This is a genomic window from Microcoleus sp. T3_D1 (assembly GCF_036700405.1).
Taxonomy (GTDB): Bacteria; Cyanobacteriota; Cyanobacteriia; order Cyanobacteriales; family Microcoleaceae; genus Microcoleus.
The window spans coordinates 51,429-68,310 of the sequence record NZ_JAUBOV010000008.1; the positions used below are offsets into that span (position 1 = coordinate 51,429).

The window sequence follows — 16,882 nt, forward strand, 5'->3', positions numbered from 1 at the left end:
TTACTACCTCCATGAACCAAGTCTTATTTCATCTTGCCTTCCCCGTGACCGATATTGCCCAAACAAAAGCGTTCTATGTAGACGGGCTCGGCTGCGAACTAGGTCGCGAATCGCCTAATTCTGCGATTATGGGCTTGTGTGGCCATCAAATAGTCGCCCACGTCAGCCGCGAACCTTTGACGCCTCAGCGAGGCATCTACCCCCGGCATTTTGGGTTAATTTTTACTTCCGAAGCTGACTGGGAAGCGTTGCTAGAAAAAGCCCAGCAAAATAACTTAAATTTCTATCAAGAACCGAGACGGCGATTTGTCGGTTTGCCTACAGAGCACCGTACTTTCTTCTTAGAAGACCCTTTCCACAATATACTGGAGTTCAAGTATTACTGTGAAGCTGAAGCAATTTTTGGTCGCAGCGAATACGCTGAAGTTGGCGATGCTGTTTGATTGCTGCGCGAAATAACAGCCAGTTGCAGCATAAGCTGTTGGGCATCTAAATTGTATTTTTTGGGCGGGCGAGACGCCCACCCCACAAGAATTTTCTTAAATTTGACTATACAATTTAAATGCACTTCAGCATATCAACTTTCGGATTGAATCAAATCACCTGCTGGTGGATGTCGCCCTATAGCTTTGTCAGCAGTACGAATATTAATAACTCTTTCTCGATTTAAGACTAATGCTGTAACTGTAGCTCGTCCAATTGTAGTTAAACCAACTATTGATAATCCATCCGCCGACCAAATAAAATGTTCGTTCCAGGTATCTTGTCTGGGATTAAACAATGGCACTTCTACACTCGACTGGGTATCTATGGCTGTAGTTTTATCGGATTTTTGACGGTTGCAATGAAAGCAAGCTAGTGCCAAATTGTCAATATTGTTACTCCCTTTTTTAGTGAGAGGAATGATGTGCTCGATCGTAAACTCTACATACTGCCATTGTTCGGAAGCATGGCAATATTCACACAGACAGTTGGCTCTCTGACGAACTTGATTTTGGATATTCTCAGGAATTTGACGGCGAGCTGACATTTCTATACTGTAGGCTGAATCTGACCCAAGAAAAGATTGCGGACAGTTCGATTGACAAAACTGAGGTAATCGTCGATTTCTTCGTAAAGATTCAGTTCTTGGTCTTCTTCGGGATTGAGTTGCAAATTTTGTTGTTTTTCCAACAGTTCTTCTATGCGATTTTTGACTGTTGTAGAGGCTCGGAAAATCGGTATTCCTTCCACTAATTCAATGCGAACTGCTCCTTCTATAGGCAGAGTCTCTCGCAGCTTTTCCAGTTTGGGCAGGACGATCATAATTGTTGATTTTATGTGTTTCAATTAAGATTATATCAATAAATTTTAAATCCGTCTAGATAGACTCAAAAATACCGAAGACCGAACCCCTACTTTTAAAAAAAATCGGGGTTTTCAAAGCAGAGCGTTTTACTTTACAGCCAGCTATTTATCAATCTTTAAGGGTTCTGACAGTGCTTCAGCGACCGCTTTTAAACTGCTGGAATGCCTGGCCATCATGGCATGGGCGAAAACAGACAATTTTACTTCTTTTGCCGCCGATATTTGGGAACTAGAAGCAGGTACGATGATGAAATCCCAATCTGTCCAAATCGAAGTAAAATTGAGCTTTTCCAACAAGGCTGCATCTCGATTTAAATCTTCCAGAAAAGCACTGCCAGGACGCATTTGAATGCAGCCTTTTCCCCAGAGAGTGTAAGCCATCCAAGTACCGCTGTGAGGAGAAGATATGGCAATAAAGCGCTGCACTCGGTTAATGCCGCCTAACCTTTGCAGGTAGTAGCGAGTTACTAAACCGCCCATGCTCAATCCTACTATATCTAGATGCTGTTCTGGCGCAAAGGTTTTGTCTATATAATCTGCTATTTGTTGGGCTAATTCGTCTATGCTGGCGTTGCCCCAATGGGGCGAGAGATTGAGGGTGTAGACTGACCATCCCAGTTGGGTCAGGTAGGCAGACATTTTGTGAAAAATTCCCGATTTTCGGAAGATTCCGTGAATTAGCAAGACTGGGTTGCGGCGGAAATTGCTATTCATTTTTAAGTGGGAATTTTATTTTCTATAGGTGCTTTAAGTTCTTCAACTAATGCGTTAATACTTAGGGGCTCTGTCACCATTTGGCGGTGCAGCAAAACGTTGACTTTAACTTCTTTACCTACTGGCATTTGGGAGCTGTTCGCCGGTACAATCATTATGTCAAATGGCGTCCACATTGATGTAAAATTTATGCGTTTGAGCATTGTCACATCTTGATTTAAATCGCGCAGCAAGCGACTATCGGGGCGCATATCCAGGTATCCTGGTAGGCGTAGGGAATAGGCGGTGACGGTGCCGTGGTGGGGGGAAGAGAGGGTGATGAAACGCTGTACGCGGTTGATTCCTCCGAGTCGCTGGACGTAGTAGCGGCTGACGATGCCGCCCATGCTGTAGCCTACTATGTCTAAAGATTGTTCTGGATCGAAGGTTTCAGAGATGTAGTCTGCCAGTTGCTTGGCCAGTAAGTCGAGGCCGAGGCTACCGTCGTTGGGGGTGAGGTTGAGGCTGTGGACTGACCATCCGAGTTCGGTGAGGCGGGCGGACATTTTGCTGAAAATCATCTTTGTGTCCCAGATGCCGTGTATGAGGATGACGGGATTGCGATCGAGCGAACTGTTCATTTGAAAAGAAAATTGCTTGCTAATTACAGCATAAATCACTCCCCTAGAGAGTTTGACCCCTACTAGGACAGCTAGCGAATCGGATCGAGGTACGATCGACCATTAGTGGGAATCCCTAACAAATTCTGAGATAGTTTGTAAATAAGTGCAAAGCAGTGCGAGTATTTATACCTAAAAATTGCTTTGATGAGCTAGCTTAGATATAGCCCAATGTAAATTTTGATGAATAAATGTAGACAAAAGTTGCCTTACCTCGTAATCTAACTTTGTTGACAAGCTTGTACAAATTTCTCTAAAAGAACAAAAGGAGTAAGTCTAATGTTTGGTTTTATCAAAAATTTCTTCGGCGGTATTTTCGGCTTTTTTGGGAGACTGTTGGGCTTGAAAAAGTCTGAATATTTCCTAGATTTGGGCGAATCGGGAGCGAAGGAACCAGCAAAAGTTGCGCCGGCGAAGGCTGAGCCTGTGGCGATCGCACCGACAAAAGTTGAGCCTGTTAAGTCTGAGAAGTCTGAGAAGTCTGAACCGGCTAAGAAGGCTAAGGTAGAGAAAAAGTCTAAGAAAGAAAACGAACCAGTCGCTAGCGTTCCTGCTAATAATGCGGAACCCATGAAGGTACCTGCCGCGGCAGCAACTAACGGCAAAGTGCCGAGTCAAGCTGAACCGAATCGGACTTTTGCTCCTAATAATTTAATGCCGACACCAACAGGAACTCGTCGGACCCCTGGCCCCAGCATGAACAATTTCCGGGAAATGGCTCGTCAGGTAAAAACGAAGTAGGAATTTGGGAATTGATAATAGGGAATTGGGCATTGGATAACTCCCAATGCTGGCGTTAAAAATAAAAAAATGGCATTACTCATTTTTAATTTTAACTCTTGGTTCTATTCCCTATTTTTTTCATTTCTGAGGAAGGCTAATCCGCTGTATAGCTGAAAAGCTGAGTCCCAAGGAGTTTCTGATTTGCGCTCGACTTCTATATGAGATTCGATCTTTCTCAACATCTGCGTGTAATCGAGCACGGTCTCGGCAAAGGGCGTAAATTCTGACCAAACTGTAACGTCAAGCTGGCGATCGAATATTTCCAGTAAGTTATTCCAGTTAATTCTGGTTGTACTTTGAGGAATTTGTTGAGAGTTTGTGACTCTGGATGTTTTGTTTTTGGAGTTCGGTGAAGCGGGGATATCTGCAGAAGCTTGGGTGAAGTTAACTCCTTGTTGAAATTCGTAACTTTGGTCGCAAATTCGCAGAATGCAGTTTCTGCTGGGAATGTGCAAGTCACAGATTTGAGCGTAATCTTGCCTGATTTCTCTGTGGCGAAATTGATCCTTTCTTCGGTTGGGCGAGTAGTCCATGACTTCGATGAACATCGGCAACAAGCCTTCTACTCTTTGGGTAACTTCTGACCAGCTAAATTCGATCGCACCGAGTCGATCGAATTTATCTTTGCAAACAACGGCTGGGGAAGAAAGAGACTGGAAGTGCTGCACTCGGAAAATTTGGATTTTTTGAATATCGCTTAGGGTTGCCCAAAATACGGGAATGCCGGCGTTGAGGAGTTCTTGACCGTAAATTCGCAGTTCGGCGATGGGGCCAGTTTTGTAGAGTCTCCAGCCGCGGCTTTGGATTTGCATCCGCGTTGTGTAGGCGTCGATTTTAAAAATTCTGCTGATATTTTGTACGGCTGCGGCTTTGTTTTCGGGACTCACGGGTTCGAGGATAAGGAGTCCGGGTTCGAGGTTGCTGGGGTCATTTTTGGCGGTTTCTATGGCTTGTTGGCGGAGGTTTTGTTGTGCGGTTTCAATCCGTTGAATAGCTTGGCGGGTCTGGGAGACGATTTTGGCGTTGGTGATATCGCGGAGTATTTGTTTGTAGGTTGTTTGGGCTTTTTCGAGATTGTTGGTGAGTTCGTAGTAGCGGGCGATATAGTATTGTACCCACGGATTTTCGGGGGAGTCTTTTTGTAGTTTTTTGATGAGTTGGGCAGCTTGTTTGTATTCTTTACCCTCTAGGGCGGCGGCTATTTGGTTGATGTCTGTCATGGCGATTGCGGGAATGGCGTTGTTTCTATATTGGCTGATGTTTGGGTGGTTTCGCCACTGGTTAACAATTTTTGCTGTTGTGTTAACTTATAGATATGATATGAAACTATGACAATCATTGAAAAAATACGTGTCAAAATTGTCAAAAATGATTTTGAGCTTTCACAACACGCAGTAAACCAAAGCATAGTTCGCCGTATCAGGGTACAAGAACTCCGGGAAGCAATAATGGCTGGTGAAGTTATCGAAGAGTATCCCGATGACAAATATGGCCCAAGCTGTTTAATTTTCGGTTTGACCCTGGCCAATAGACCTTTGCACGTTCAGTGCAGTTATCCATCTCGTCCTTTGGTAAAAATCATTACTGTATACGAACCAGATACGAGAATTTGGATTGATTTTAAGTTAAGGATAAATCAAAATGAACAATGATATTTGGCAAGAAAAACTGGTGGAAGAAAAAGTAAGTTATACCCTGGAAATCAAGGGTAAGTTTATTATCATTGAAAACGTTCCTGCTAGAGTGTGTGTGGAAACGGGAGAGCGTTTTTTTTCACCTGAAACTGTGGAACAGTTGCAGAAGATGATTTGGGAAGAGAGAAAGCCTATTAGGGTGATTGAAACACCTGTTTTTGAGTTTGCTTAGGGCTTGGTTTAAATTGAGTTAAAGCTGATTGGAATTAACGCTTAATGTGTAATTACCTTTGCTTGTGCGATCGCCTCCTTTAACAACTATTTTATAAGTGCCGTTACTAGGCAATTTTACGGTGAGTTGAGACTCTCGGCGATTCTGGGAGTTACCTGTTTTTTCGGCAATATTTTTGCCGCTGGTGTCGAACAGTGTTATGTTGTGGTCGAATGCTCTGCTTTTGATGTCGATCGTAATAGATTGACCTGCCCGTCCTTGAAAGGTGTGTTCACTGGGGCCGCCGTCTTTGAGGGTTCCCCGCTGCTGTAGGATGGAAAGGGAGGTGAGTTTTGGGCGATCGACATTGCTCAATTCTAAGCCGTAATTGGTCATGGGTACATCGAGGCCATTTCCTTCTTGGACTACGATGATAAAAGCTGTTTTGTTGTTGATATCTCGGACTATTTTGTCAATAAATTGGGACTGTATTTGTTTTGCTGTTAGAGGTTTAGGTTGGTTGAAGTTGGGTTTTGAGGTACAGAAAAGCACGGCTCCGTCTAGATAGCGGGCGGCGTAGAACAAATAGTTTTGACCGTTAGTTGTAAATTCGTTTCTGCTAAAAATAGTGAATCTTTCAAGTTGCGGTAGTTGCTGATTGCGCTGACAATTTTTATCGATGTAGATTTCGTTGGCTGATGGCTGTCGCTGGGCGAAACCTGCTTGGATGCTGGCGACTAAAATTGCTGAGATGAGGGTGAGGGTGAGGGGGAAGGGCGATCTGCTTTTCATAAATAGTTGTTTTTCTTTATTGTTGTCAGGTATTGTACGCTGTACTTCTTATTTTATCTCTCTTTTAAATACTTTTCTAATTCCGCAGTGCGCTGTTTCGTCATGCGATCCAAACATTCATTGAGGAAACCACCATAACCGGTACCGCCACGACTTTTATAAACTTCAAATTCACAGGTTTTATCTCTTAACTGAATCCACCCTAATTGTGCTTCGGAAAGTAGCGCCCGCTCTTCTTCGCTCAATTGGGAAATCAGTTGTTTGTAAACCTCGTTCAGCCGTTTGTCCGAGGCTTCGTACCTCAACCGAATACAAGCTCTGACTTGCACATCTCCTTGCGGGCGATCGCAATTAATCTGTTGAGCAATGGGAAAGCTCGGAGATTGTGCAGACACTGATGTTGTACTGATTATTGCTACAAGCGCGTTAAGCGAAGCTATCCCGTAGGGAATCGGCCAAAAGGGCGATCGACCTTTCCTCAACTCTATTTTCATTCCCCCTCAACCCACCTATTTTATGAATTATTTGTTATTTGTTTATATTAGCACTTCTCAAATGCCGCTCCAACTAAAGACAAAGCCACAATCGGTGCTGTCACCGCTCTCAGAATTCTACTCCCCAAAGATACAGCTTCAAAACCAAATTCGATCGCCCTTTTCACCTCACCCTCAGTCCATCCACCCTCCGGCCCAACAGCAATCACAATCGATAATTCTCCCCCAGCCGGGGGCGGGCACGGGGGCACCGCCCCTACAAAGGGGGGATCGAAACTACCAATCAAACAATCCCACAAATGCCGATTGTCCCCGCGAGCCACACAAATATATCGATATTTTTGACCGCAATCTTTTACAGCAAATTCAAACGAAATAGGCTCTAAAATCGTCGGCACAATTTGACGTTCCGACTGTTCCGCCGCCTCCGCAGCAATTCTTCTCCACCGATCGACTTTTTGATCGCTTGGTTTGAGCAAAGTTCGATCGCTCGTTACCGGCACAATACTTGCCACACCCAACTCCGTCGCCTGCCTCACAACCTCGTCAAAGCCGTTTCCCTTGGGCAAGGCCGCCATCAAAGTTACTTCCACGGGTAGCTCCCTGTTCACAGCAATCTCCTCGGTTATGGAGGCAAATAACCCTGTTTCCCGTACTTCTAGGACTGCTAACCACCAATGCCCTCGACCGTCCATCGCAATAAATCGATCGCCCGCTTGCAAACGTAGCACTCGATTTAAATAATGCTGCTGTTCTCTAGTTAAGTCGATTTTGCGATCGCAAATTTGAGGGGGAGTAATTGCTAATCTTTGTAATTGAGGCATTGAATTTGGGATTGTTCGTTTTCTATTAGAGATTTTTTTTATTTAACCGCAGAGAACGCAGAGAACGCAGAGGAAGAGAGAATGAGAAGAGATAGGCAGGCGGGGTTTCAACTGTTCAAAAAACAATAAAGGCACAGCATCTACAACCGGAATTATTTTACAAATTCAAGTTTTTTTCTGCAAATGCTCTGCCTTTATATTACTTTTGCCAGAAGTCTATTGAATACAATCGAAAATCGGCTTATCCTTCCTCCTTAATCTTCTTTAAATAAGTGGAAATCGCTTCTGTAGCTAGCTGCGTGATTGGCTTGCCCTGACGGGCTGCTTCTTCCTTGAGCTCGTTGTAGATTTCATCGCGGACGCTAATTCGACGGCGGACTTTGCCGCCGCCAGCAGTGGCAGTCTCGTTTTCATCGCCGTTACTAGACGTAACTTCTAATTCATTAATCTCAGTTGTCATCGAGTCAGCAGATTGGTAGTTGGTTACAAATTGACGGATAGATTCTAACCCGACGCGATCGCAAAAATTGCCAAAACTCTCGCTCAGTTGCCGTTTTTGCTTGAAATAAACAAAAATCGGCTCCAGAAAAGCTTCAAAATCCTTGACGTGCAGCTTTTCCTCAATTGGTTTTGCCAGCCGCGTTTGATCGGGAGAACCGCCCAGCCAAATCTGGTAGGATTCCGGGGAACTCCCGACAAACCCCAATTCTGCCATATAAGGGCGGGCGCATCCATTTGGGCAACCAGTCATCCGCACCACCAAATGCTCGTCTGCCAAGCCCACTTTGGTTAAAAGCGCCCGAATCCGCTCTAAAATGCTCGGCATCACGCGCTCAGATTCGGTAATCGCTAACCCGCAAGTCGGCATTGCTGGACACGCCATCCCATAGCGCACTAAGGGGTCGATCGCAGTTTCTCGCTGAATGCCGCATCGATCGAGTATTCCCTGAATTTCTTCTTTAACATCCGGCGAAATATCGTAAATCAGCACGTTTTGGTGTGGTGTCGCCAGTATCGGCAAGTTGTACTTCTGCACAATTTCCCGCAAAGCAGTTTTTAGCTGAAATGAACCTTCATCCTTGATCCGGCCATTATCCACAGAAATGCCGACAAACAGTTTACCGTCTCCTTGTTCGTGCCAGCCCAAGAAATCAAAATACTTCCACTCAGGCAGGGGTTTAAACGCTTCTAGCGGCTTGCCAAAATATTCGGCTACTTTTTCGCGGAACCACTGTACACCTTTGTCGTTAATCAGGTACTTCAGTCGCGCGTGCCGTCTGTCTGTGCGATCGCCAAAATCTCTTTGGGTTGCTACAATTGCCTTGACCAAATCGTAAACATCATCCTTGGCGACATAGCAAATCTCATCCGCAACCCGCGCAAAAGTCTCTTCTTTGTTGTGAGTGCGGCCCAAACCGCCGCCAGCAAACACGTCAAAACCTTGTAACTCGCCCGCTTCATTGGTAATTACCACCAAGCTCAAATCCTGAGAGTACAAGTCAATTGAATTGTCTCCCGGCACGGTAACGGAACACTTGAACTTGCGCGGCATATAATGGCTGCCGTAAATCGGTTCTTCTTTGTCGTCGCTAAAGATTGTGCCGTTGCCGTTTTTCTGTCTGGCGGCCTTGACTGCGGGGTCTTCCTCGGCTGAAACAGCTTTTTCGCCGTCCAACCATATTTCATAATAAGCACCGGTTTGCGGTGTCAGCAAATCGGCGACATTGTTGGCGTATTGCAGCGCATACTTGTATTCTGGGCGATTTTTGTACGGTGCTGGCGGTGCCATGATGTTGCGGTTCAAGTCGCCGCAAGCTCCCAAGGTTGACCCCATATTTTTAATAATTGAGGAAAACACTGCTTTAAGATTTTTTTTCAACACGCCGTGCAGTTGGAAACCTTGGCGCGTTGTGACGCGGATCGTCTGGTTGCCGTATTCTTCAGATAGCTTGTCTAAGGCTAAGTATAATTGCGGCGGAGTGAACCCGCCGGGATTGCGGGTGCGGAGCATGAACTGATAGTCTTTTTCTTGTCCTTTAACTCGATTGTCGCGGTTGTCTTGCTGGTACGAGCCGTGAAATTTGAGAATCTGAATCCCTTCTTCGGTGAAGTGGGTAGTTTCTTGTAACAGTTCAGTCGCAACGGGTTCTCGTAAATAGTTGCTGCGTTCTTTGAGACCTTCTGATTTAGAGGGCTTGCGCGCAACTGGGGTTGAAGTGGAAGATGTGATCATGGGAATGTATAGTGCCAGTTATAATTAGATACAGCCGATCGAATATTTCTTGACAATTTGACACTTGACAAATTTGCACTTGACAAATCTCCTCAGAAATGCTGTGTCGGATCTGTTGACAACTCGGTTAATAACTAAGTTAATAACGGTAATCCGGTAGGAATTCTGATGTTGTTCTATTGTAACACGATCGAGCTGGGGCTGGAAAATTGTAATTAAGAGTTTATACTTTCGATCGCTTAAGTGTACGAAACTTTAGAAATAATTAACCTCAACCTTTGAAACTATGTCACTGTATGACGAAGACACCTTTGTGGTCTTAGAAACAAACCAGCCAGAGCAGTTTTTGACGGCGGCGGAACTGTTAGAAAAGCTGAAAGCCGTGTTAGCCGAGGAACACGAAGATTTGCCGCAGGAGGTGGATAAAATATCTGGCTTGGAAGCTCAAGCCAAGTATTTAATTGATACTTATTGTGAATTAGATGTCGGGCCTGGAAAATTTTTGCAGTGGTACGCAGTGCGTCTAGAAAAGTAATTTTGGGGATGGGGATTGGTAGTACAGTTAGCCGTTAGCAGTTAACATTCAACAATTCTTCAATCTAAAACCCCAAATCTAAAATCTAAAATCGGTTAATCTTCCAACTGTTGAACCGATGATACTTCTACTGCGGTAACATCGATCGTACCGGGCGGTGTCAAGCGACTAAAATGACCTTCCTCTATTTTCAGAGGTTCCCCGCAGTTGGCACACTGAAACTGAGTTTGATTTAAAGCTGTAAATTCGTATTGACAAACTGGACAATTGTCCTCAATTAAATTGCGTTTCAGCCACCACTGAAGCGCGAAAAACGCGACCACAGGCGTCAGCAACAAAAAAGCTACTAGAATCAACACTGATTTAACTATCCAACCCAAACCAATAGACACCAACAAATACGCGATGCCCAGCAGTATCAGCCAATTGCTAATACGGGGTAGCTTGAAAGATATTTTGGGGGTGCCTTGGTTCACGGTGGTCTCCTTGGGTGTCTTTGCAGGTAGGCATAACTCTATCCTACTCAGAAATTCAGGCGGTCGATCGAGTTAATTTTCCCATCATACACCCAGAAACCGCTCTCTACGTTATAAGTTAATCAGAGTCAGAGGGTTGAAACATTCCTTGTAAGGATTGACAAAGAGATTCAAAACTAAATCTTGCCAGGGTTTGTTCCCTCAACCAGTGGCGATCGCACCTTTTATCCTCCCCTCGCAGCATTTCCACACAAGCAACCGCTACTGCTGCGGAATCTCGGTGAGGAACTCGCCACCCCAGTTTACCATCTTGCAGCGGATCGGCTGACCCGTCCGCGTCCCCCGCCAGCACGGGTACTCCGCAAGCCAGCGCTTCCAAATAAACTATACCGAAGCCTTCCTGGGAGGGCATTACATAAGCATCGGCCAACTGGTAATGTGCTGCTAAATTTTCTGTGGGTACAAAACCCGCAAATATTACTCTTTCGGTAACTCCCAAATCATCAGCGAGTTTGGCTAATCTAGGTCGATCGTCTCCTCTGCCAATAACTAAGTATTTCACATTCGGAAAAGTTTTGGCTATTTGCGGCAAAGCTTGAATTGTGACATCGACGCCTTTGTAAATATCGCTCGATCGCAATCTGGCTACAGTCATCAATATTTTAGCACCAACCAATTTGTACTGCTCTAATAAATCCTGTGGCTTCGGCCCATGCGTAAATATATTTTCATCTACAGTACAAGGCACTATTTGGAATTTTTCGGGATTTAAGTTGTTAATTTCGCAAGTACGCGCGGCGAAGCTATCCCGTAGGGAATCGCGCGTGTACCTGCTAATAGTCCAAATACTCTCAGCTTGTCTCATTGCTGTTTGATATTTGGGAGCAAGCGGTTCCCAAACTTCCTTGCCGTAAGTTAAAATCGTGTAGGGAATTCCCAGCGGCTGGCATAAAGTTTGAATTAGCGGTGCGAGTTTGATGTGACCGCAAAAAACCCGCTGCGGTCGTTTTTGCAGCAAGGATGTTAGCAATTTTGCGGCAAACTTAATACGGCCAAACCAAGCGGGATGAGTTTTTAGGTAATAAAATTTCAGATTTTCAGTCCTGGTGCAGAAACCGGGGTTTTTTAGGGAAATACTTGCTTTTTTGCGAGTGCCATGCTCTGATTGGGTTCGTTCACGGGACGATCGTACTGTGGTATCATTCGCAGCTAACGGGATTTGATATAGCAATCCTAAATGATTTGTGGGATGGGCATCTTGCCCGTCCAAGCTAGAAGCCTGAACCACGTTCATAACTGACTTGGAATTGCTATATAAGTCCTGATTTTTTGACTCGAAGGGATTGTGACAATCTGGGGAATCTCGCAACAGCAAAACTTCAGCTTGCGGCGAGTTTGTCCCTGCGGTTATGGACAGGTAAGCTTTGAGAATGTCTTGAACGTAGGATTGAATGCCGCCTTCGCTGGCAAATATTTCTAGGAAACAGAATAGGTAATTTGTCGATCGCATTTTTCGATCCAATTAAAACTCCCGCCTGATTTCGATGATGCGGGGAATTCTTCGCGCACCCAATCATATATATAGCGTGTTGTTGGAGTAGTGTGCCGGCGATCGACCAACTTTCGGATGCGCGCCCCTATCCCCGCGCGCCACCTTCGGGCAGCCAAACCCTTCTGCGCTTTCAAGTCAGCCCTCAAACAAAAAACCCAGCCATTGCTGGCCGGGGTAGAAAATTATCAGGGTGCATCTACTAATGTGCTTACTATAGCATCAATTGTGGGGTGTCACCCATCATGGGTGACACCAAGGCAGATTTCTAGATGAGAATAAATTATGATTGAGGTGAGAAAAGATTGAGAAAACTTGTATGTCTGAGCGTATTGTCCCTGTTAACCTAAGATAGGACAGACGCAGGAATCCTCAGAAACCCTGTTAATTCATAGATTTATGCTTGCCAAAGCCAAGATTTTCCAAGAAACCGGGTTTCTGAGCGCAAGTCCGATAAGATTTAAGATTTAGAATAAATCTGTGCTAGACCTCAAATTAATCCGAGAAAACCCGCAAGCCGTACAAGAAAGCCTCAACACTCGCGGAGGCAACTATGAAATCGAGCCGATTTTGCAATTAGACAAACAGCAGCGGGAGTTGGAAGGCAAGCGATCGCAACTACAAGCCCGCAGCAACGAAATTGCCAAACTCATCGGTCAAAAAAGAAAATCGGGTTTACCCCTCGAATCTCCCGAAATTCAGGAACTGCAGGCAGAAGGCAACGCTGTCGGCACCGAGTCGAACGAACTGCAAGCACAGGAAAAAGACCTAAAAGCTCAAATAGAAGCTTTATTGCTACCGCTGCCAAACTTGCCCGGTTCCTCAACGCCGATCGGCAAAAATGAAGAAGAAAACGTCGAAATCCGGCGCTGGGGAGACGAATACATACCCCAAAACCCCGGTATTTTACCGCACTGGGAAATCGGCGAAAAATTAGGAATTATCAACTTTGAACGGGCAGTAAAAATCGCTCAGCCCCGCTTTGTTACCTTAATTGGAGCCGGGGCAGCCCTGGAAAGAGCGATTATTCAATTCATGCTCGATCGCCACACAAAAGCCGGTTATGTAGAAGTGATTCCCCCACTTTTAGTTAACACTGAATCCCTCACTGCTACGGGTCAATTACCCAAATTTGCTGAAGAAAGTTTCAAGTGCGACCAAGATGATTTGTGGCTGATTCCTACTTCCGAAGTTCCGGTTGTCAATTTGTACAGAGGTGAAATTTTGACAGCAGAACAGTTGCCAATTTATCACTGTTCTTACACTCCTTGTTTTAGGCGCGAAGCTGGCAGTTACGGCAAAGATACGAGGGGATTAATTCGATTGCATCAATTTAATAAAGTGGAATTGGTGAAACTCGTGCATCCGAGTACCTCCGAGGCAGAACACGAAAAGTTAGTGCAGGATGCTGAGGGAGTTTTGCAGGCGCTGAAATTGCCTTATCGGGCGATCGCACTGTGTACCGGCGACTTAGGTTTCGCTGCTGCCAAAACCTACGATTTAGAGGTGTGGCTGCCCTCTGCGGGCAAATACCGCGAGATTTCCAGTTGTTCTAACGTCGCAGATTTTCAGGCGCGGCGGGCAAATATTCGCTTTAAAGAAGCGGGTAAAAAAGGCACTCAATTCGTTCACGCGCTGAACGGTTCCGGTTTAGCTATAGGCCGGACAATGGCGGCAATTTTGGAGAATTACCAGCAGCCAGACGGAACTGTAAAAGTGCCGGAAGCCTTACAACCCTATTTGGGACGGGAAGTTTTATAAGTCACTCGGCGATTGAAATCGCGACTATACAAACGAAGTCCGCCTTCGCGGACTAAGAAGTAACACTGTTAGAGCCCCGACTTCTTCAAGAAGTCGGGGTTCTGGATCTTCTGTTTTTGAAGTGGCTCTAATTATACCAAATCAGGCATAAATATCCTCCTTATTTCTTAGTCCGCCGAATCATCTTTGTTTGTGTAGTAGCGGTTTCAACCGCTGAATCATCGACGTGGTAATTTATAGTTTAACTAATGCTTCCTTGATATCGATCGCCAAAAATCTATCCAATGCTAGATACATCCAGTAAACAGATAACTGACTATCACTGCTAGTCTTCTGAAATCCCAAAGTCAGGCACAGTTTTTCGTACATGGGGTGAATCATCAGCGTGTACAAGTCGCAAAGATTCGGAAAATCTGTTTGCATTTCGCCTAAAACTTTCTGTGAGTCTTCGAGAAAAGCAATGCGGTATTCTGACAAATACTGTGGCTCGATTATCCAACTGCGGACAAATACTGACTGGCAATTTGGATCTCCTGGTAGCGCCATATCGAAAGGATCGATATCGGAAATAGAACTTAAATGAAGGCTTTTGCTAGGAGCGTTAAAAAAATTTACTTCTGATTCGCTAGCGGTGGGATAAAGTAAGTAAAACCCGACTGGATTGAGATTATCAGATCGGCGCAAAACTCGCATTCCCTTTGAGTATTGACTGGCAAAAAGCCGGAGGAGTTTAGCAATTTTGTGGGGAACGGCGTTAGTGTTGCGGTTCATCCAGTTGTAATTGGTAGCTAATAAATTGGCAACGATAATTGCGTCGCACCGAGGGTTGAAATCATCTAATTGGAGTTGTACAGGCTTTTGAGGTTCGGCGCCCTCTAAAATTTCTGAAACTGGTTGAATTTGAATTGCCGTAGTGTTACCATCAAAGTGTTTTGCGATTAATCCGAGTGCTGCTAATTTATCTAACATCATTCCGGCGGCGCGATCGCTCCCGCGATCGGAATCGCAGTAAAATAGTTCGGCGGCTTCGCGGTGAGTGCACTGCACTTCTGTTGCGGGCACTTCCAGTTTCGCCAGCGGTGGTTTGAGACGGGGCTGGCTTTCCTGAAGCTGTTTCACCGATAAGTAAACCCAAAGCCTGATAAAGCATTCAGCCCTAGTGCGAGTTACGCCTACTCGTTTCATCAACAGCGAAACAACCGTGCGGCGTTGAGAAGGAGAATACCAAGTATCTAGTTTTGCAATATCCATTTCAGTCGAGAAGCAGCGAAGGAACTCTAGTTACATATTGGCTCAATTACCATAAACTTCACCCCGCTTCAGGTTATTTGTTGCCGCTGTTGCTCAACTTGCCTGATTTCCGGCGACTCTACAAGATAGCTGCTTGCTCCTTGCAAGTTCACGGCTTCACAAAGCACAATCAATTTTAGATATTTTCTGGCTTGATTTAACAAAACAACGCACTCGACTCAATTAGCAACTTTATAAGCACCTAACGACTATGTATGGTGCAACCTCAGCACCTTACGACTATTTAATGACTGCCAACAATCTAGATAGACCCGCTCCCACACAACGAATAATCTACATCAACGCTGTCTGCGATCGAATCGAAAAAATGTACATTTGGATTGTTCGCCTTGTGAGGGTCGGTTTGTCAGATTATTCGTTTCCGACATAGATGGTTTGTAAAACCCGTTTCTACGCAATCTGAAATTAGAGTTGATTTTTCAAGTAAAATTAATAGGAGAACTCAAGCTGCTGCTAGCTGTGCTTGTTCTGCTGCTTGGGGCAAAGTCTGATTTACAACAATCCACTTGCCTGTAATTGGGTCGCGGTAAGTAATAAACGGATTAGATTTTAAAGGTTGACTGCAAGGTTTAGTGGCCATTTCTACACACTCCCAATAAATGGTATTGAATAACTTCTACAACACCATACCTTTAATAATCGGCTATGTTGCCTAAAATCAGCGTGATTTATACCTCAACAATAGGTGATATTTCAGGTATGTTTTGGTGACACAGAACACTGCCTAATGTGATTTAAAACTGCGTTGCCAGTGAGCAGTATCACCAAAAACCTTCCGTAAAAAAAATCTGCCTTCTGGCTTTTACCTTCTACCTTTAAGAAGACCACTCTTTTCAGTATACATCTGATATTATTAAGTAAGGTAAAGACGTTTATCAGAGATCCCCTCACAAACTTATGGTGCTATTTGGATTTGGCAAAAAGTCGAGCCTGCCCTCTCCCCAAGAGGCATTACCGGGACGGGCAGAGTCGATGTCGGTACCGGCAACTCACTTTGTTAACGGCAATCCGCTCAAACCTCCCTTTCCAAACGGCATGGAGACTGCCTTGTTTGGCTTGGGCTGTTTTTGGGGAGCGGAACGCAAATTTTGGCAGCAAAATGGAGTTTTTTCGACGGCTGTTGGCTACGCGGCCGGGATTACTCCGAATCCTACTTACAACGAAGTTTGCAGCGGGATGACGGGACATAATGAAGTAGTTCTGGTTGTGTTCGATCCGAAAGTAATTAGTTACGAAACGCTGCTCAAAGTTTTTTGGGAAAGTCACAATCCTACTCAAGGAATGCGTCAGGGCAATGATTCGGGTACTCAGTACCGATCGGGAATTTACACGTATTCAGCTAGCCAAATGCAGTTAGCTGAAGCTTCGCGCGATGCTTACCAGCAGGCTTTGACTCCGGCTGGTTACGGCAAGATTACTACTGAAATTATTGATGCTCCTGAGTTTTATTACGCAGAAAGTTATCACCAGCAGTATCTTGCTAAAAACCCGAACGGTTATTGCGGCTTGGGCGGTACTAAGGTTTGTTTGCCTGCTATGTCTCAGGCTTAAAACTTTTA

General features: G+C 44.9%; 20 protein-coding genes. 7 read left to right on the plus strand and 13 right to left on the minus strand.

What is annotated here, in order from left to right:
* Positions 1-11: 11 nt before the first annotated feature.
* Entirely contained in the window at positions 12-443 is a 432-nt protein-coding gene (locus tag QT992_RS05975) for a VOC family protein (RefSeq protein WP_333098932.1), read from the plus strand.
* Positions 444-577: 134 nt separating this feature from the next.
* Here QT992_RS05975 and QT992_RS05980 read toward each other — a convergent pair whose 3' ends face one another.
* From QT992_RS05980 to QT992_RS05995, 4 genes are all read right to left on the minus strand, one after another.
* Positions 578-1,030: an HNH endonuclease gene (locus QT992_RS05980; RefSeq protein ID WP_333105924.1), complete on the minus strand. Its 453-nt coding sequence runs from the start codon at positions 1,028-1,030 to the stop codon at positions 578-580.
* A gap of 2 nt (positions 1,031-1,032) precedes the next feature.
* Positions 1,033-1,305 carry a hypothetical protein gene (locus tag QT992_RS05985; protein WP_333158061.1) on the minus strand — a complete coding sequence of 91 codons (273 nt, stop codon included), beginning with the start codon at positions 1,303-1,305 and terminating at the stop codon, positions 1,033-1,035.
* Between the two features lie 144 nt (positions 1,306-1,449).
* Positions 1,450-2,061 carry an alpha/beta fold hydrolase gene (locus tag QT992_RS05990; protein ID WP_333334946.1) on the minus strand — a complete coding sequence of 204 codons (612 nt, stop codon included), beginning with the start codon at positions 2,059-2,061 and terminating at the stop codon, positions 1,450-1,452.
* A 2-nt stretch (positions 2,062-2,063) separates the two neighbouring features.
* Positions 2,064-2,681: an alpha/beta fold hydrolase gene (locus tag QT992_RS05995; protein WP_333313596.1), complete on the minus strand. Its 618-nt coding sequence runs from the start codon at positions 2,679-2,681 to the stop codon at positions 2,064-2,066.
* Positions 2,682-2,999: 318 nt separating this feature from the next.
* Between QT992_RS05995 and QT992_RS06000 the strand changes: the two genes are divergently transcribed.
* Positions 3,000-3,461 (plus strand): hypothetical protein, encoded by a 462-nt coding sequence (locus QT992_RS06000; RefSeq protein WP_333334949.1) that lies wholly within the window; start codon positions 3,000-3,002, stop codon positions 3,459-3,461.
* Between the two features lie 104 nt (positions 3,462-3,565).
* Here QT992_RS06000 and QT992_RS06005 read toward each other — a convergent pair whose 3' ends face one another.
* Positions 3,566-4,723 (minus strand): tetratricopeptide repeat protein, encoded by a 1,158-nt coding sequence (locus QT992_RS06005; RefSeq protein ID WP_333313599.1) that lies wholly within the window; start codon positions 4,721-4,723, stop codon positions 3,566-3,568.
* Positions 4,724-4,831: 108 nt separating this feature from the next.
* On the opposite strand from QT992_RS06005, the gene QT992_RS06010 reads away from it, so the two are divergent.
* Positions 4,832-5,155, plus strand: a complete 324-nt coding sequence (locus tag QT992_RS06010) for a DUF4258 domain-containing protein (RefSeq protein WP_333313601.1) — start codon at positions 4,832-4,834, stop codon at positions 5,153-5,155.
* Complete coding sequence (locus QT992_RS06015; protein ID WP_333313602.1) at positions 5,145-5,369, plus strand: YgiT-type zinc finger protein; 225 nt, start codon at positions 5,145-5,147, stop codon at positions 5,367-5,369. The genes QT992_RS06010 and QT992_RS06015 overlap by 11 nt, the downstream gene beginning before the upstream one ends.
* Positions 5,370-5,387: 18 nt before the next feature.
* On the opposite strand, the gene QT992_RS06020 is transcribed toward QT992_RS06015, so the two are convergent.
* From QT992_RS06020 to sir, 4 genes are all read right to left on the minus strand, one after another.
* Positions 5,388-6,140, minus strand: coding sequence for a PPC domain-containing protein (locus tag QT992_RS06020; RefSeq protein WP_333334954.1), 753 nt, complete (start codon positions 6,138-6,140; stop codon positions 5,388-5,390).
* 53 nt (positions 6,141-6,193) lie between these two features.
* Positions 6,194-6,634, minus strand: coding sequence for a lysozyme inhibitor LprI family protein (locus tag QT992_RS06025; protein WP_333334957.1), 441 nt, complete (start codon positions 6,632-6,634; stop codon positions 6,194-6,196).
* A gap of 47 nt (positions 6,635-6,681) precedes the next feature.
* The gene (locus QT992_RS06030) at positions 6,682-7,458 is read right to left on the minus strand and encodes a 16S rRNA (uracil(1498)-N(3))-methyltransferase (RefSeq protein WP_333334960.1); all 777 of its coding nucleotides are present in this window, start codon (positions 7,456-7,458) and stop codon (positions 6,682-6,684) included.
* Positions 7,459-7,699: 241 nt separating this feature from the next.
* Complete coding sequence (gene sir / locus QT992_RS06035) at positions 7,700-9,691, minus strand: sulfite reductase, ferredoxin dependent (protein ID WP_333334963.1); 1,992 nt, start codon at positions 9,689-9,691, stop codon at positions 7,700-7,702.
* Positions 9,692-9,977: 286 nt separating this feature from the next.
* Between sir and QT992_RS06040 the strand changes: the two genes are divergently transcribed.
* Positions 9,978-10,226, plus strand: coding sequence for a chlororespiratory reduction protein 7 (locus tag QT992_RS06040; RefSeq protein ID WP_333282151.1), 249 nt, complete (start codon positions 9,978-9,980; stop codon positions 10,224-10,226).
* 95 nt (positions 10,227-10,321) lie between these two features.
* Here the strand turns inward: QT992_RS06040 and QT992_RS06045 are convergent, their stop codons facing one another.
* The gene (locus QT992_RS06045; RefSeq protein WP_190737398.1) at positions 10,322-10,702 is read right to left on the minus strand and encodes a hypothetical protein; all 381 of its coding nucleotides are present in this window, start codon (positions 10,700-10,702) and stop codon (positions 10,322-10,324) included.
* Between the two features lie 118 nt (positions 10,703-10,820).
* Positions 10,821-12,212: a glycosyltransferase gene (locus QT992_RS06050; protein WP_333313610.1), complete on the minus strand. Its 1,392-nt coding sequence runs from the start codon at positions 12,210-12,212 to the stop codon at positions 10,821-10,823.
* A 519-nt stretch (positions 12,213-12,731) separates the two neighbouring features.
* Between QT992_RS06050 and serS the strand changes: the two genes are divergently transcribed.
* The gene (gene serS / locus QT992_RS06055) at positions 12,732-14,012 is read left to right on the plus strand and encodes a serine--tRNA ligase (RefSeq protein WP_333313611.1); all 1,281 of its coding nucleotides are present in this window, start codon (positions 12,732-12,734) and stop codon (positions 14,010-14,012) included.
* A 234-nt stretch (positions 14,013-14,246) separates the two neighbouring features.
* On the opposite strand, the gene QT992_RS06060 is transcribed toward serS, so the two are convergent.
* The gene (locus tag QT992_RS06060) at positions 14,247-15,263 is read right to left on the minus strand and encodes a hypothetical protein (RefSeq protein WP_333334967.1); all 1,017 of its coding nucleotides are present in this window, start codon (positions 15,261-15,263) and stop codon (positions 14,247-14,249) included.
* A 502-nt stretch (positions 15,264-15,765) separates the two neighbouring features.
* Positions 15,766-15,903 (minus strand): hypothetical protein, encoded by a 138-nt coding sequence (locus tag QT992_RS06065; protein WP_333282124.1) that lies wholly within the window; start codon positions 15,901-15,903, stop codon positions 15,766-15,768.
* A 317-nt stretch (positions 15,904-16,220) separates the two neighbouring features.
* Here QT992_RS06065 and msrA point away from each other — a divergent pair, with 317 nt between their 5' ends.
* The gene (gene msrA / locus QT992_RS06070) at positions 16,221-16,874 is read left to right on the plus strand and encodes a peptide-methionine (S)-S-oxide reductase MsrA (RefSeq protein ID WP_333313614.1); all 654 of its coding nucleotides are present in this window, start codon (positions 16,221-16,223) and stop codon (positions 16,872-16,874) included.
* Positions 16,875-16,882 lie beyond the last annotated feature (8 nt).

Coding starts and splice junctions, on each gene's coding strand:
- QT992_RS05990 (WP_333334946.1), bottom strand. CDS start 2,061: ATGAATAGCAATTTCCGCCGCAACCCAGTCTTGCTAATTCACGGAATC.
- QT992_RS06020 (WP_333334954.1), bottom strand. CDS start 6,140: ATGAAAAGCAGATCGCCCTTCCCCCTCACCCTCACCCTCATCTCAGCA.
- QT992_RS06040 (WP_333282151.1), top strand. CDS start 9,978: ATGTCACTGTATGACGAAGACACCTTTGTGGTCTTAGAAACAAACCAG.
- QT992_RS06030 (WP_333334960.1), bottom strand. CDS start 7,458: ATGCCTCAATTACAAAGATTAGCAATTACTCCCCCTCAAATTTGCGAT.
- QT992_RS06000 (WP_333334949.1), top strand. CDS start 3,000: ATGTTTGGTTTTATCAAAAATTTCTTCGGCGGTATTTTCGGCTTTTTT.
- QT992_RS05980 (WP_333105924.1), bottom strand. CDS start 1,030: ATGTCAGCTCGCCGTCAAATTCCTGAGAATATCCAAAATCAAGTTCGT.
- QT992_RS06010 (WP_333313601.1), top strand. CDS start 4,832: ATGACAATCATTGAAAAAATACGTGTCAAAATTGTCAAAAATGATTTT.
- sir (WP_333334963.1), bottom strand. CDS start 9,691: ATGATCACATCTTCCACTTCAACCCCAGTTGCGCGCAAGCCCTCTAAA.
- QT992_RS06050 (WP_333313610.1), bottom strand. CDS start 12,212: ATGCGATCGACAAATTACCTATTCTGTTTCCTAGAAATATTTGCCAGC.
- QT992_RS05995 (WP_333313596.1), bottom strand. CDS start 2,681: ATGAACAGTTCGCTCGATCGCAATCCCGTCATCCTCATACACGGCATC.
- QT992_RS06025 (WP_333334957.1), bottom strand. CDS start 6,634: ATGAAAATAGAGTTGAGGAAAGGTCGATCGCCCTTTTGGCCGATTCCC.
- msrA (WP_333313614.1), top strand. CDS start 16,221: ATGGTGCTATTTGGATTTGGCAAAAAGTCGAGCCTGCCCTCTCCCCAA.
- QT992_RS06060 (WP_333334967.1), bottom strand. CDS start 15,263: ATGGATATTGCAAAACTAGATACTTGGTATTCTCCTTCTCAACGCCGC.
- QT992_RS05985 (WP_333158061.1), bottom strand. CDS start 1,305: ATGATCGTCCTGCCCAAACTGGAAAAGCTGCGAGAGACTCTGCCTATA.
- QT992_RS06005 (WP_333313599.1), bottom strand. CDS start 4,723: ATGACAGACATCAACCAAATAGCCGCCGCCCTAGAGGGTAAAGAATAC.
- QT992_RS05975 (WP_333098932.1), top strand. CDS start 12: ATGAACCAAGTCTTATTTCATCTTGCCTTCCCCGTGACCGATATTGCC.
- QT992_RS06015 (WP_333313602.1), top strand. CDS start 5,145: ATGAACAATGATATTTGGCAAGAAAAACTGGTGGAAGAAAAAGTAAGT.
- QT992_RS06065 (WP_333282124.1), bottom strand. CDS start 15,903: ATGGCCACTAAACCTTGCAGTCAACCTTTAAAATCTAATCCGTTTATT.